Here is a 14158-nt window from a genome sequence, read left to right on the forward strand (position 1 = left end):
AGAGACAGAAGAAGAGATCGTGCGCGCTTGGTCACGAGCGGTCCCCTGCGGCCGTGTCTGCCGCTAAGGTGAGCCCAAGTGGACACTTGTCCGTTAGCTTGGAAGCGAACTTAGCGGACAGCTGTCCGCTTATCAAGGCGCCGCCCGGTCGAATGTCGCGAGGAGAGCACGTGGGGCAGCACAAGGAGTCGCCACTGCGCTCCGACGCGCAGCGCAACCGCGAGCGCATCCTGGAAGTGGCCCTGGAGGAGCTGACCCGGTCGAGCGACGCGCCGCTCAGCGCGATCGCGAAGAAGGCGGGTGTCGGCCAGGGGACGTTCTACCGCAACTTCCCCAACCGCGAGGCACTCGTTCTCGAGGTGTACCGGTATGAGGTCCAGCAGGTCTGCGGCGCCGCCTGCACGCTGCTGCGGACCCGCGCCCCCGACCAGGCCCTGCGGGAGTGGATGGACCGTCTGGTCCGGTACGCGATGGCCAAGGCGGGCCTCGCCGACGCGATCCGCCGGGCCACCAGCGCGCTCGGCAGCCTGGCCGGGGTCGGGCACGGCCCCCTCACCGAGGCCGTCTCGGTCCTCCTGGAGGCGAACGAGAAGGCCGGCACCATCCGGCCGGGCGTCACCCCCGACGACTTCCTGCTCGCCATCGCGGGCCTGTGGCAGATCGATCCGCACAGCGACTGGCAGACGCGTGCCGGGCGCCTCATGGACCTCGTCATGGACGGACTGCGGGCGGGCGCGCCCGGCCGCTGAGCGCCTCCAGGAGGTGGGTCGCCGCCTCGCGCAGCGACGCGGGCACGTCCGCGCGGCGGCGCAGCCCGGCGGCCGTCGCGCCGAGGGACCCGGCCGTCCTGCCCGATCCGATGCCCGCGGCCCGGGGCGCGAGCCCGGCGATCAGGTCCTCGGCATCCCGCCAGGCCCCGGCCCCGGCGAGGGCGGAGAGCAGTTCCGCGCCGAACAGGTCACGGTAAGAGGGCCCGCCGGGGGCGGCGGCGGCCTCCTGCAGCAGCGGGACGGCGCGATCCCACCGGCCGAGCCGGGCGAGCACCCAGCCCTCGTGGCCGAGCAGCTCCGTGCCGTCGATCCACCAGGCCCAGGCCGGATCGCGCCGGGAGGGGCCGTCCAGGAAGCGGTGGCGGGCGCGGGCGATCAGGGCCGCCGACGCGCGGCCGTCGCCCAGCAGCGCGAGCGCGTGGGCGCGGCGGATCTGGACGAGCACGTCGACCCTGGCCGGGAGCGGGCGCGGGCCGCTCACGCGGTCGACGGTCGCCAGGGCGGCCCGGGGGCGGCCGGTGTGGGTCTGGAGCATGGCGTGGTTCAGCAGGACGAGACGGGCCATCGCCCGGTCGCCGCACAGGTCCGCGAGGGCCAGGGCGCGCGCGTTCGCCCGCGCGGCACGGCGGTGGAGGCCCGCGTCGAACAGGATCCACCCGATGACCTCGCACAACTCGGCCAGGGCGGCGATCAGTTCACGGTCCGGGTCGCGCAGGCACGCGGGCTCGGCGGACAGTTCGGGGATGCGGCGTACGACTCCCGGCAGCGCGGCCACCGCGGCCCGCGCGCCCTGCCGCGCGTCGCGGGACAGCAGTTCCCGCAGGGCGCCGTCGACCTGGGCCACCGTCGCGCCGTCCCGCGCGCCACGCACGCCCCGCACATCCGCCCTGCCTGCCACTCCTGCTCCCCGCTCCCGCTCCCGTCCGGACGACGGCTTCAACGGTGTACGGGCAGTGCGCTGTTCCCGGCGGGGTCCGGTACGTGGCGTGCGCCGGGCCGCGCCGTGCCGTACCGCGCCGCGCCATACCGGGTGGTGCCGTGCCGTGCCGTCGCGCGGTCTAGGCCCGGTAGCTCACCGGGCCGTAGTGGGCGGTGGAGGCCTCGGTCGCCAGCGCCCAGTAGCGGTCGCCGTACGACCAGTGCCACCACTCCGTGGGGTAGTTGACCAGGCCCGCCGTGGCGAGGGCCGCGGCGAGCGTGCGGCGGTTGCGGCGGGCCGCGGCGGAGATGCCCTCGTTCTCGGTGTAGCAGGCGCCGTCGCTCTCCTCGGGGCTGGCGTTCACCGGTGTGCCGAGGTCGAGTTCGGTGCCGGACGCGGTGCACAGGGTGATGTCGACGGCGGCGCCCGCGACGTGCGGGCCGACCTCGGGCGGCGACAGCGAGCGGCTCGTCTGGCGGTGGAGGTGGTCGTCGGACCAGTCGGGATGGGCGAGCCTGAGTTCGGCGGCGTACTCCTCGAAGTACTTGATCTGCAGCTCCAGCGGGCGGTAGCCCTCGGTGATCAGCAGCCGCAGGCCCTCGGGCAGCAGGCGGGCGGCGCGCGCGAGGCGCCAGGCGACGCCCTCGCGCAGCTGGGCGTAGGCGCCCGCGGGGTCGGCGAGACGGTCGTCGACGACCACGAACGGCAGGTGACGCAGGTCCACGAGGGCTTCGCCGCAGTCGCGGACCGGTATGTCGACAACCCGGGGATCGTTCATGAGGATGATCGGCGGCATGCTCGGGGCCCCTTTGTGGGTGGCGTCGGCGTGCGGGGAGTCGTGGGCACAACTCCGGGGACGGGCTGCCCACCCGCCCCCGGAGTCCCCCGTCTTTGCAGTGGCTCCACGCGACTTACGGCCCATACGGCCGACTTGCTCGGTCGTATGGGCCGTGTAAGGCAACTGTGGCCTTTCCCCCGTTGGTTCCCCCGTTGCTGCCGGCCTCAAAGCGCCGCCGACACAAGCAGCATGGCGGGAGGCACTGCAAGTTCTCTGCAAATACGCCTCAAGTGGCCTGGGAATGCCCGGCCTTCGCGGCTGCGGCACCTCTCACCTGCGGTGTCGGCGTCCTCATACGACTTCGGATGCCCGGCTCGTCCGGTGTCGGACCACCCGTCGCTCCCGGATCCCCGGCCGGTCCCGCCGCTCTCAGATCCCCGGTTCGTGCTGTTCCCGTGCCTCGTACGCCATGAAGACGTCCCGCGCCTCGGTGCGCAGCGCGAGCGCCCTGGCCCGCTCCCCCGCCGCCTCGCGCGCGGCGGCGAGGTCGCGCAGGGTGCGGGCGCGGGCCAGCGGCAGCTCCAGTGCCGCCCAGAGGTCGGCCGCCGCGGTGAGCCGTCGCACGGCGGCGTCCAGACGGCCCTCGGCCAGCTCGCACTCGCCGAGGGTGCGCAGGGCGAGCGCCTCGCCGAAGCGGTCGCGGTGCGCGCGGCAGGTGTCGAGGACGCCGTGCAGCTCGATCGTCGCCTCGGCGGAACGCCCCAGTCTCATCCGGCACTTGGCCCGCGCCTGCACGGCGTAGGCCGACATCAGCGGATCCCCGATGGCGGTGAGCAGGTCCACCGCCTCCCCCGCCAGCTCCTCGGCCTCGGCGTAGGCGCCGAGCGCACGGTGCACCAGGCTCAGCGAGCGCAGCGTGAGCGCCTCGCCGCGGCGGCTGCCGAGCCTGCGGTAGGCCCGCAGGGACTCGTCGAGGAGTGTGAACGCCGGCGCGTGTGCGCCCAGTTCGAGGTGGACGGTGCCCGCGAAGCGGCAGGAGAGCCCGAGGCCCGGGTCGTCGCCGAGCTCGCGGAAGCCGTCCACGGCACGGGCCAGGACGTCCAGCGCGGCACGCAGCCTGCCCGCCTCCCGCAGAGAGCTGCCCAGTCCGGCGAGCGCGGCGGCCCGCCCGCGCTCGTCGCCGAGGTCGGCGCAGAGCCCGGCCGCCTGCCGGAAGTAGTCCTGCGACTCGGTGAACCGGTCCTGTTCGTAGCGGAGTTGGCCGAGCCCGATCAGGAGCAGGGCCTCGCCGGAGCGGTCCTCGGCGCGGCGGGCGGCGGCGAGCGCGGCGTCGTGGCTGCGCCACCAGGCCTCGAAGCGGTTGCCGACGGCGTACGCGGACGAGCACAGGGCGGCCGCGGCCTCGCAGGCCAGGCCGTGCAGGTCGTAGGCGGCGGCCCGCTCGACGGCGGCGGCGAACGCGTCGGCCTCGGCCTCGAACCAGGCGGCCGGGTCCGCGAGCGCCCGCCCGGTCGCCCCGGGCCCCACGGGCCGCACGAGGTGGCGCATGGCGTCGGACGCCGTCCCGACCGGGCCGCCCGAGTCCAGGAAGCCGCGGTGCAGTTCGACCGCCCCGGACGGCGTGGCGGACGCGACGCGGCCGGTGAGCCAGAGCCCGGCGCCGAGCGCGCGGCCCACGGCGGCGGAGCGTTCGGCGGGCGAGTCCTCGGCCTCGGCGCGCTCGGCCGCGTAGACACGGACGAGGTCGTGCGGCCGGTAGCGGGGCTGTCCGGCGCGGTCCACGACGGTGCAGTGCAGCAGCTGGGCGTCGATCAGCTGCTCCACGACCCGGTCGGCCGCGGCCTCCGGCACGTCGAGCAGCGCGGCGACCACCCAGGAGGCGACGTCGGGCGCGGCGAGCAGTCCGAGGCGGCGCAGGGCGGTGCGGGCCGGGGCGTCCAGGGCGTGGTAGCTCAGGCTGAGGCCCGCCCGCACCTCCAGGTCGCCGACGGCGAGTTCGTCCAGGCGGTGGCGCTCGTCGGCCAGCCGGTCGGCGAGGGTGCGCGCCGTCCAGTGGCTGCGGGTGGCGAGGCGGGCGCCGGCGATGCGCAGGGCGAGCGGGAGGCCGCCGCACAGCTCGACGATGCGGCGGGCGGCGTCGGGTTCGTCCCGCACGCGCCGCTCGCCCGCGACCTTGGCGAGCAGGTCGGTGCCGGGTTCGGTGTCGAGCACGCCGAGGTCGGTGCGGTGGGTGCAGGGCAGGGCGCCGAGCCGGGCCCGCGCGGTGATGAGTACGCCGCAGGTGGCGCTGCCCGGCAGCAGCGGGCGCACCTGGGACTCGCTGGCCGCGTCGTCGAGGACGAGCAGCACGCGACGGCCCGCGACGAGGCTGCGGAAGAGGTCGCTGCGCTCGGCGTCGCCCTCCGGGGGGTGGGCGCCCAGGGCGCGCAGGAGTCTGCCGAGGACTTCGCCGGGCGCCACGGGGTCGGTCGCGCCGCGCAGTTCGGCGTAGAGCTGGCCGTCGGGGTAGGCGTCGGCGGCCCGGTGCGCGGCGGTGACGCCGAGGACGGACTTGCCGACGCCGCCGGGTCCGGACACCACGACGACGGGCATGGCCTCGCGCGGGCCCGGGCCGGTGAGGGCGGCCCGCACCTCGCCGAGCTGTGCCGCGCGTCCGGTGAAGTCGCCGATGGCGGGCGGCAGCAGGGCCGGGGCGGGCGGCGGGGTGCCGGTGTCGTCCGCGGGGACGGCCGCCCCGTTCGGGAGGGCGGCGGCGCCGGGATCTCGCTCGGCGGCCGCGGCGGGCGCTGCGGCCCCGCGGGACATCCGTGTGCTGCTGACGGTCGGCACGTGCCGCGGTTCGGGCAGCAGCGACGCGTCCGCCCGCAGGATCGCCTCGTACATCGAGCGCAGCGCGGGCCCGGGGTCGATGCCCAGTTCCTCGGCCAGTACGTCGCGCCCCTCCGCGTACACCGCGAGCGCGTCGGCCTGACGGCCCAGCCGGTAGAGCGCGAGCATGAGCTGGCCGCGCAGGCGCTCGCGGGTGGGGTGGGTGGCGACCAGGGCCGTGAGCTCGCCGACCAGTTCCGTCTCGCGGCCCGCCTGCGCGAGGTCCGCGGCGATCCGCTCCTCCAGCGCGGCCTGCCGGGCCTCCTCCAGGTGGTCGGCCATGGCCCGCAGCGTCTCGCCGATCCCGCCGAGCGCGGGGCCGCGCCACAGCGCGAGGGCCTCGCTCAGGAGCCGGGCCGCCGCGGCGTGGTCCCCGGCGGCCGCCGCCCGCCTGCCCTGTGCCGTGAGCCGGTCGAAGGCGGCGCGGTCGACGAGGTCGGCGTCCGCGTGGATCAGATAGCCGGGCGGCTGGGTCTCGATGACGTCGGCGGACAGCGCGCGGCGCAGCGCGGAGACGTACGACTGGATCAGGGATCTCGCGGTGTCCGGCGGGCTGTCGCCCCAGATCACGTCGATCAGCGCCTCGGCGGACACCACCCGCCCCGGTTCCAGGAGCAACGCCGCGAGCAGGGCCCGGGGTTTGGGGCCGCCCAGGGTGAGACGGCGTCCTTCGCGCCATGCCTCGACGGGTCCCAGTAAGCGGTAGTGCATGTCCGTTTCCACGCCCATCTCCATGGGTTCCTGCCCCGTACCGCCCCCGCTCCCGATCCCCGTTCCCGCTTCCCCGCACCGGGCCCCCGATCGCGCGGTCATGTTACGTCGGCACAGTCACGAGCCGCGTTCCCGCGCGGGCAATCCGGCCAGCGCCGCGCGGCGATTCGGCGGGATCGCGACCGGTCACAGAGCTTCTCGCCGGGCCGCACGGGGCGCTCTCCGGCCACCGCGGGCACCCGATGTCCGCCGCACGCCCGCGGCGCATGGGGAGAAAGTCCACAAACGATCAAATACCGCCCCACGTCCCGACACCGTCCGCGGCGCGACAGGGCCCTTCTCATCGTCGGCGGGATCTTGCCCGCGCACGCGGGCACGTACGGCGCCGGAGGACGAGGCGGCGGACGGAGGGATCATGGCGCCGGAAGGCAACGATCACGACGAAGGGCACGCACCGATGCGCAGCATGTACGTCATCGCCCACCCGGAGGCCACCCACCACGTCGAGGGCGTGGTCGGCGGCTGGCACGACTCCCGTCTCACGCCCGCGGGCAGAGCCGCGGCCGACGCCATCGCGCGGGCGCTGCGGGACCGGATCCCGGACGGCGCGGAGGCCGAGGTGATCACGTCGGACCTGCTGCGGGCCAGGGAGACGGCGGACGCGGTGACCGCCGTGCTCGGTGGCGCGCCGATTCCCGACCCCAGACTGCGCGAGAAGTCGTACGGCGAGGCGGAGGGCCGGCCGCAGGAGTGGCTTGACCGCCGGTTCGTGCCGCCTCCGGCCGACGGGGACCGCATGCGTCACCACGAGGGCGTACCGGGCGCCGAGACGAGAGGTTCCTGCGCGCGGCGCGTCTACGACGCGATGGGCGACGTCCTGGCGCGCCCCGCCGGGCACCAGGTCGTCGTGACCCACGGCTTCGCGCTGACGTTCGTCGTCGCGGCCTGGATCGGGATGCCGTACGAGTCGGTGGGTTCGGTCAGCTTCCGGGCGCCCTCGGGGAGCATCACGGTGCTGCACGAGGACGACTTCTTCCACAACCGTCAGGTCGTGAGCGTGGGCGACACCCGCCATCTCGGCCAGTGATCGCTACAACCATTCGTGATCATCGCGGGTCTGCATCGGAGTCCCACGACTTCACCGCGAAGGATGCGCTCACTGATGCACGTACGCCCCTGGCTGCGCACCGCCACCGTCTCGCTGACGCTGGCCGCCACCCTGCTCTCCGTCGGCAGCGCCAACGCCCAAGGCACGACGTCCCGTTGGGAGGTGTCGCTGTCGGGGGACAGTCCCGCGGGGTCGCTGATGTCGGTCTCCTCCGTCGGCGACGACCTGGCCTGGGCCGTCGGCAGGAAGGAACAGCACGGCGTCATCATGCGCTGGAACGGCGAGCGGTGGAGCGAGGACACCGCCCCCGGACTGCCCAAGGTGTGGCAGTGGTCCTCGGTCAGCGCCGTCTCCGCCACCGACGTGTGGGCCTACGGCTCCTCCGGCTACACCCAGACCCTCGTCCACTTCGACGGCGCGCGCTGGTCCACCGTGCCCACGACGGGCCCCTTCGACGACTCCTGGCCCGAGGTACCGATCGACGCGGTCCCCGGGCGGCTCTTCAAGGGCGGCAAGGACCTCTACACGTACGCGGACGGGAGCTGGCAGACGTTCGACCTGCCGGACCTCGTCGACATCCGTGACATCGACGCGATCTCGGCCGACGACGCCTACGCGACCGGCATGAAGTACCCGGTGAAGGGCGGCCATCCGGTGACGTACCACTGGGACGGCACGACCTGGACGCTGCTGGAGCAGCCCCCGGTGCGCCCCGGCACGGACACCGCCGAGGTCGCCGCGGAGTCCTCCGACAGCGTCTATGTCGCCGGGTGGGCCGAGGGCCCGAACGCCGACCCGCCGGTGCCGAGCGTCGTGCACTGGAACGGGACCGAGTGGAAGGACGTCACCGGTTCGCTCTCCGGCCTCCACCTCGACGCGATCGCTTCCGACGGGCGCGGCGGCCTGTGGGCCACCGGCCGCGACTACAGCGGCGAGGCCGCCGAATCCGGTCCGCTCTTCTGGCACTTCGACGGCACCACGTGGACCAAGGAGCCCGGCGCGCCGGCGCCCGACGGCGACACCCGGTGGCCGTCCTACGCCTTCTACGACCTGGCACCGGCCGGTTCCAGCGGCTCCTTCTGGGCCGTGGGCGACTACTCCACACCCCTGGACGCGCACGGCGACAACACGGTCAACGGCCTCATCGAGCGCTCCGCGCCCTCCGGCGACGGCGCCCTGAAGCACTGACCCGAGGGACCGACCGGAACGGGGTCTGCCGCGTGGCTCACGTCCACGCGGCAGACCCCGTACGGCTCTTCGTGCCTACGCGCCCTACGCGCCGCTCGCGTCGAGCATCTCGTCGCGCTCGACGATCTTCACGCGCTCACGACCCTGCGGCTCGCCGAGCGCCTTCTCCGCGGCGTCCAGGCGGTGCCAGCCCTCCCAGGTGGTGTAGCGGATCCCGCGCGCCTCCAGGAACGCCTCCACCGCCTCCGGAGCGGGCGAATCGGGCGTGTGCAGGCGGCCGTTCTCGCGGTCGTCGAGGAGGCTCGCGACGGTCTCGTTGGCGTCGCCCTTGGTGTGGCCGATGAGGCCGACGGGGCCGCGCCGGATCCACCCGGTGACGTACGTCGACCGGAGGTGCTCACCGCTCTCCTCGATGACCCGGCCCGCCTGGTCGGGGACCGTGCCGGACGCGACGTCCCACGGCAGCTTGGGCAGTTCGTCGGAGAGGTAGCCGACGGCGCGGTAGACGGCGCCGAGGTCCCAGTCCTTGAACTCGCCGGTGCCCTTGACGTTGCCCGTGCCGTCGAGGGCGGTGCGCTCGGTGCGCAGGCCGACGACCTTGCCGTCCTCGCCGAGGATCTCGGCGGGCGACTCGAAGAAGTGCAGGAAGAGCTTGTGCGGGCGGTCGCCGACATCGCGGATGGCCCAGTTCTCCAGGGTCTTGGCGACCATGTCGGCCTGCTTGTTGCCGCGCCGGGTGGCGATCGAGCCCTCGTCGTAGTCGATGTCCTCGGGGTCGACGATGACCTCGATGTTCGGCGAGTGGTCCAGCTCGCGCAACTCCATCGGGCTGAACTTCGCCTGCGCGGGGCCGCGGCGCCCGAAGACGTGGACCTCCAGCGCCTTGTTGGCCTTGAGTCCGTCGTGGACGTTCGCCGGGATCTCGGTGGGCAGCAGTTCCTCGGCCGTCTTGGCGAGGATGCGGGCCACGTCGAGGGCGACGTTGCCGACGCCGAGGACGGCGACCTTCTCGGCCTCCAGCGGCCAGGTGCGCGGGACGTCCGGGTGGCCGTCGTACCAGGAGACGAAGTCCGCGGCGCCGTACGACCCGTCGAGGTCGATGCCGGGTATGTCGAGCGCGCGGTCGGCCGTCGCGCCCGTGGAGAAGATCACCGCGTCGTAGAAGGAGCGCAGGTCGTCCAGGCTGATGTCGCCCGGGTAGTCGACGTTGCCGAAGAGGCGGATCTGCGGCTTGTCGAGCACCTGGTGCAGGGCCGTGATGATGCCCTTGATCCGCGGGTGGTCGGGGGCGACCCCGTACCGGATCAGACCGAACGGGGCCGGCATCCGCTCGAAGAGGTCGATCGACACACCGGGCTCGTCCGCCACTGCGGATTTCAGCAGCGCGTCGGCGGCGTAGATTCCGGCGGGGCCGGCTCCGACAATGGCCACCCGCAGAGGGCGAGGCATGTTCAGGGTCCCTTCGAACGGTGATGGAGTGACTGAGGAGAAGCCTAAACTAAGGCAAGCCTAAGTAAGTAGGCGGGTCCTGTTTATGACCTCATAAGGCTGCCTTATGACTTCGCATAGCATCACTTTAGGCGCCCTGGCCCCTGACAGATCACCGCAGGCGGGGTTATGCTCGCCGCGATGATGACTCACTCCGTTCACAGAATGGGGGTCCCGTCCGCGCAAGGTGAGTGCTGATGCTCACTCGGAACGCGCAGAGGGACACCCGCTTTTCCTTCTGGCCGCGCGTGCGAGAGTTCGCCGTGCCGCCCTCCATGATCGAGTCCGCGACCGCCCGCCGTCACGTCGGCGACTGGGCAGGAGCATGCGCCGCCGCGCACGTCGACGTCGATCTCAGCCTCCCGTCCGTGGCCGGTGCGCACGGCAGGGAACTCACGGCCCGCATCCGGGCGGATCTACGCCACCTGGCACCCGACCTGCTGCGCTGGCACCTGCCACGGGTCGCCCCCGACGGGCTGCTGCGCCCCGGTCTCACGATTCCCCTGGCCCGGTACGACACGGTCGGACCCGATGGCGTACGTCCCGTGCACCTCGTGGTCCGCACGCCGCCGGCCTGGGCGGACGCCGGTCAGCGGATCAGCCTCGCGCTGTGGGACGGCACCCGCGCCGACCCGGGCGCCCGGCGCCATCCCCACCCTCACCCCAGCCGCCGTTTCCGCCTGGACCTGCACCGTCACCTCTGGGACGCCCGCAGGACCGACGAGCTGCCCACCCGCGCCGGGGCGGACCGCCCGCCCGGCGACGAGCCGGTGGCCGGGCCGCGCCGATGCGCCGTCTACCGATGGGCGGCCGAGGCGGAGATCCTGCTGCGCGCCGAGGGACGGCCCGCAGGTCCCGTCGCCGTACGGCTCGGGGCGCGGAGCCGACTGACCATCGAGGCGGCCACGGGCCGGGGCCCTGACACCGACGGCCCCGGTCCGCCCGGACTGCGCATCGCACCGGCGCCGCCCGACGGCGGCGCGGCACTGCCGGTGCTGCCCGACGCGGCGACCTGGGTCCTGCCCGACCTGGAGCTGCTGCGCGCCGGCGCCGTGACTCCCGGCCGACTGCATCCGCTGGTCGCCTCGGCGCTGGCCCCCGGTGCCGCACCGGCAGGACCGCCGCCCGTCACGGGCCGGGCGGGGCGCGCCCGGCTCGTGGAGTGCCGGGGAGCGCAGCACCGGATCGGCCTGGTCGACGGGGTGCTGACCGCCTTGGACCACGATCCGGCCGAGATCCGGCGGGAGGAGCTCCTGGTCGCGCTGACCGGCACGCCGCTGCCGTGCCTGCGGGCCATCGACGAGGCGCACCGCCGCCCGGACTGCCTCACGGGCGTCCGCGAGCGTCTCGACCACGGCGACATCACCGGCGCGCTGGCCGTCGTCGAGGAACTGCTCGGTCCCGAGGCGCTGTTGCGCGAGGGCGCCCTCAAGGACGAGCTGGAGACGGCGGCGCGTCGGCGGATCACCTACGGGCTGTACCGGGCGGGGCTGACGGGCCCCGGTCCCGGCTCGGGTCCCGTCCGCACCAACCGCCCCAGCCACTCCGGCCACCGCTCGCGCCCACGCCACTCGACCTTCCGCTGACCCGGCCCTCGGGCCCCCACCACCGCCCCGGCGCCTCCGGCAGGTGCCGCTTCGTCGGTGACGCATGTCCCGAATCCCCTGTCACCCCTCTCTTCCCTCTCTTCCGCGTCTCCTCCGCCCTGCGTGCGCCCACCGCACGGCCCGCCACGAACCCAAAGGTGATCACACATGACCACACAGCACCTGACCTCGGCCGCCGCTCCCTCCAACGGACCGGCCGCCCCTGCACCCGAACCCACGGGCCCCTCCCGACTCGACGTCGCCGACTCCTTGTTGACCCTGCTGCGCGACACGAGCACCGAACCCCGCCCCGACGACCAGCTGGAGGCCCTGACGCTGACCGTGGCCGCCGATCTGCCCGTGCTCCTGTGGGGTGAGCCGGGCATCGGCAAGACCGCGGCCCTGACCCAGCTCGCCACGACCCTGGACCTGCCGCTCACCACGGTGATCGCCAGCGTGCACGAGCCGTCCGACTTCTCGGGGCTGCCCGTCATCGGTGACGACCCCGCCGAGCACGGCGTCCCGATGGCCCCGCCGGACTGGGCGGTGCGGCTGGTGCGGGCGGGCCGCGGACTGCTCTTCCTGGACGAGCTGTCCACCGCGCCGCCCGCTGTGCAGGCCGCCCTGCTCCGCCTCGTCCTCGAACGGCGGATCGGCGCCCTTCACCTGCCGCCCGGCGTACGGATCGTGGCGGCCGCCAACCCGCGCTCCTCGGCGGCCGACGGCTGGGAGCTGAGCCCGCCCCTGGCCAACCGGTTCGTGCATCTGAAGTGGACGCACGACCACGACGTCGTCGTCCGCGGCCTCGGCGGGACCTGGCCCCGTGCCACGCTCCCCCGGCTCGCCCCGGAGAGGCTGCCCGAAGCGGTGGAGCGGGCCCGCCGCGCCGTGTGCGGACTCCTCGCAGGCCGCCCCCGGCTCGTCCACCAGCTGCCCGACAGCGAGACGCGCCGGGGCGGGGCCTGGCCGTCGCCGCGCAGTTGGGAGATGGCGCTGCGCCTGATCGCCTTCGCGACCGCCGCGGGTTCCTCACGCGATGTGCTCTCGCTGCTGGTCCGGGGCACGGTGGGTGACGGCCCCGGCCTCGAACTCCTCGCCGCGCTGGACCGGTTGGACCTGCCCGACCCCGAGGAGCTGCTCGCCGACCCGGCCGCCGCCGTGCTGCCCGAGCGCGGCGACCTGCGCCAGGCCGCGCTCGACGCCGTCGTGGAGGTCGTCCGCAACCGTCCCGACAAGTCCCGCTGGGACGCGGCGTGGGCGCTCCTGGTGCGGGCCGTGGAGACCGGCGCGCCGGACCTGGTGGTCGTGCCCGCGACGACGCTGGCCTCGTTGCGCCGCGAGGACTGGGACGTCCCGGCGTCGATCGAGCGGCTCACCGGGACGGTGTCCCTCTCCCTGCGTGCGGACCGTGCCGCCCGGCGCGCGAACGCCCGTCCCGCGGTCGGCGCACGGGGCCGCCGATGAACGCGGACCGGCCCGGGGCCCTGGACCTCGACAAGCTCTTCGCCGCCCGGCTGCAGGCGGCCCGTGCCCGGCCCTATCTGGCGACGGCCCTGTTCGCCCTGCACACCGTCGCGTCCCGGCAGGTCCCCACGATGGCCGTCGACCGGTACTGGCGCTGTTACGTCTCGCCCGGTTTCGTGGACCGGACGCCGGTGGAGGAGCTGGCGGGGGTGTGGGTCCACGAGGTGTCGCACCTGCTGCGCGACCACCACGGGCGCAGCGACCGGGTCGCGCGCCAGCGCGGTCTGACCGGCGCCGCGGAACGGCTGCGGATGAACATCGCGGCGGACTGCGAGATCAACGACGACGTGTTCGGCGACGGCCTCGTGCGGCCCGAGGGCGCCGTCGACCCCACGGACCTGGACCTGCCCGCGGGCGAACTCATGGAGGACTATCTGCGGCAGTTCCGGCTCGGTCCGCACACCCAGGACCTGGCGTGGCTGGACTGCGGCAGCGGCGCCGACGGGCGGGAGCGGGAGTGGGACCAGGGGCCGGACGGCGCGCACGGGCTCAGTGAGCAGGAGCGGGACGGGGTCAGGTTCCGGGTCGCGCAGGGCATCACCGCCCGTCCCGGCAGCGCCCCGAAGGGGTGGCGGCGGTGGGCGGAGCAGGCGTTCCATCCGCCGCAGCCGTGGCGGGAGCTGCTGGGCGCGGCGATGCGGTCGGCGGCGTCCGGGCCCGGCGTGGGCGAGGACTACACGTACGGCAGGCCGGCGCGGCGCTCGGCGTCCCTGCCCGGCGTCGTCCTGCCGAGCCTGCGGCGCACTCCCCCGCGGGTGTCCGTGATCATCGACACCTCCGGTTCGGTCAGCGACGCGGAGCTGGGCAGCGCGCTCCTGGAGGTCACCGCGATCTCCCGTGCCGTGGGCGGGCGCCGTGACCTGGTCACCGTGATGTCGTGCGACGCGGCGGCGGGCACCGTGCATCCGCTGTGCCGGGCCGAGGGCATTCCACTGCTGGGCGGCGGGGGCACGGATCTGCGCTCGGGCTTCGCCGAGGCGCTGCGGTCCCGGCCGCACCCCGATGTCGTCGTGGTCCTGACGGACGGGCAGACGCCGTGGCCGGAGCGCCGTCCGCCGTGCCGGACGGTGGTGGGTCTGTTCCCCCGAGGGCGGTCGTCCGCCGCGTACGACGAGGACAACCCCGACTACGTGCCGGACGCGCCGCCCTCCTGGGCGCGCGTGGTCGAGATCGGATGACCGCCCGCCGATGCCGGTGAGGGGCGTCCGGGCCGGCCCC

10 protein-coding genes are annotated in these 14158 nt (G+C 74.5%); 6 read left to right on the plus strand and 4 right to left on the minus strand.

Annotated elements, in window-relative coordinates; genetic code table 11:
• Nucleotides 1–170: 170 nt before the first annotated feature.
• The gene (locus AB0L89_RS21120) at nt 171–749 is read left to right on the plus strand and encodes a TetR/AcrR family transcriptional regulator (RefSeq protein WP_365142963.1); all 579 of its coding nucleotides are present in this window, start codon (nt 171–173) and stop codon (nt 747–749) included.
• Here AB0L89_RS21120 and AB0L89_RS21125 read toward each other — a convergent pair.
• The 3 genes from AB0L89_RS21125 to AB0L89_RS21135 form a co-directional block, all read right to left on the minus strand.
• On the minus strand, nt 712–1668 hold the full coding sequence (locus tag AB0L89_RS21125; RefSeq protein WP_365142965.1) for a DNA-binding protein: 957 nt from the start codon (nt 1666–1668) through the stop codon (nt 712–714). The genes AB0L89_RS21120 and AB0L89_RS21125 overlap by 38 nt on opposite strands.
• Nucleotides 1669–1828: 160 nt before the next feature.
• On the minus strand, nt 1829–2485 hold the full coding sequence (locus AB0L89_RS21130) for a M15 family metallopeptidase (RefSeq protein WP_365142967.1): 657 nt from the start codon (nt 2483–2485) through the stop codon (nt 1829–1831).
• Nucleotides 2486–2896: 411 nt separating this feature from the next.
• Nucleotides 2897–6058 carry a BTAD domain-containing putative transcriptional regulator gene (locus tag AB0L89_RS21135; protein WP_365142969.1) on the minus strand — a complete coding sequence of 1054 codons (3162 nt, stop codon included), beginning with the start codon at nt 6056–6058 and terminating at the stop codon, nt 2897–2899.
• A 445-nt stretch (nt 6059–6503) separates the two neighbouring features.
• Here AB0L89_RS21135 and AB0L89_RS21140 point away from each other — a divergent pair, with 445 nt between their 5' ends.
• Together AB0L89_RS21140 and AB0L89_RS21145 are read left to right on the plus strand one after the other, a co-directional pair.
• Nucleotides 6504–7133 (plus strand): histidine phosphatase family protein, encoded by a 630-nt coding sequence (locus AB0L89_RS21140; RefSeq protein WP_365142971.1) that lies wholly within the window; start codon nt 6504–6506, stop codon nt 7131–7133.
• 75 nt (nt 7134–7208) lie between these two features.
• On the plus strand, nt 7209–8342 hold the full coding sequence (locus AB0L89_RS21145; protein ID WP_365142973.1) for a hypothetical protein: 1134 nt from the start codon (nt 7209–7211) through the stop codon (nt 8340–8342).
• 84 nt (nt 8343–8426) lie between these two features.
• On the opposite strand, the gene AB0L89_RS21150 is transcribed toward AB0L89_RS21145, so the two are convergent.
• Nucleotides 8427–9791, minus strand: a complete 1365-nt coding sequence (locus tag AB0L89_RS21150) for an FAD-dependent oxidoreductase (RefSeq protein WP_365142975.1) — start codon at nt 9789–9791, stop codon at nt 8427–8429.
• A gap of 236 nt (nt 9792–10027) precedes the next feature.
• Here AB0L89_RS21150 and AB0L89_RS21155 point away from each other — a divergent pair, with 236 nt between their 5' ends.
• The 3 genes from AB0L89_RS21155 (at nt 10028) to AB0L89_RS21165 (ending at nt 14118) form a co-directional block, all read left to right on the plus strand.
• Nucleotides 10028–11416, plus strand: coding sequence for a hypothetical protein (locus AB0L89_RS21155; protein WP_365142977.1), 1389 nt, complete (start codon nt 10028–10030; stop codon nt 11414–11416).
• A 168-nt stretch (nt 11417–11584) separates the two neighbouring features.
• The gene (locus AB0L89_RS21160; protein ID WP_365142979.1) at nt 11585–12880 is read left to right on the plus strand and encodes a MoxR family ATPase; all 1296 of its coding nucleotides are present in this window, start codon (nt 11585–11587) and stop codon (nt 12878–12880) included.
• Nucleotides 12877–14118, plus strand: a complete 1242-nt coding sequence (locus AB0L89_RS21165) for a VWA-like domain-containing protein (RefSeq protein ID WP_365142981.1) — start codon at nt 12877–12879, stop codon at nt 14116–14118. The genes AB0L89_RS21160 and AB0L89_RS21165 overlap by 4 nt, the downstream gene beginning before the upstream one ends.
• The last annotated feature ends 40 nt before the right edge of the window (nt 14119–14158 follow it).

The organism is Streptomyces sp. NPDC052114 (assembly GCF_040680155.1).
Classification (GTDB): domain Bacteria; phylum Actinomycetota; class Actinomycetes; order Streptomycetales; family Streptomycetaceae; genus Streptomyces.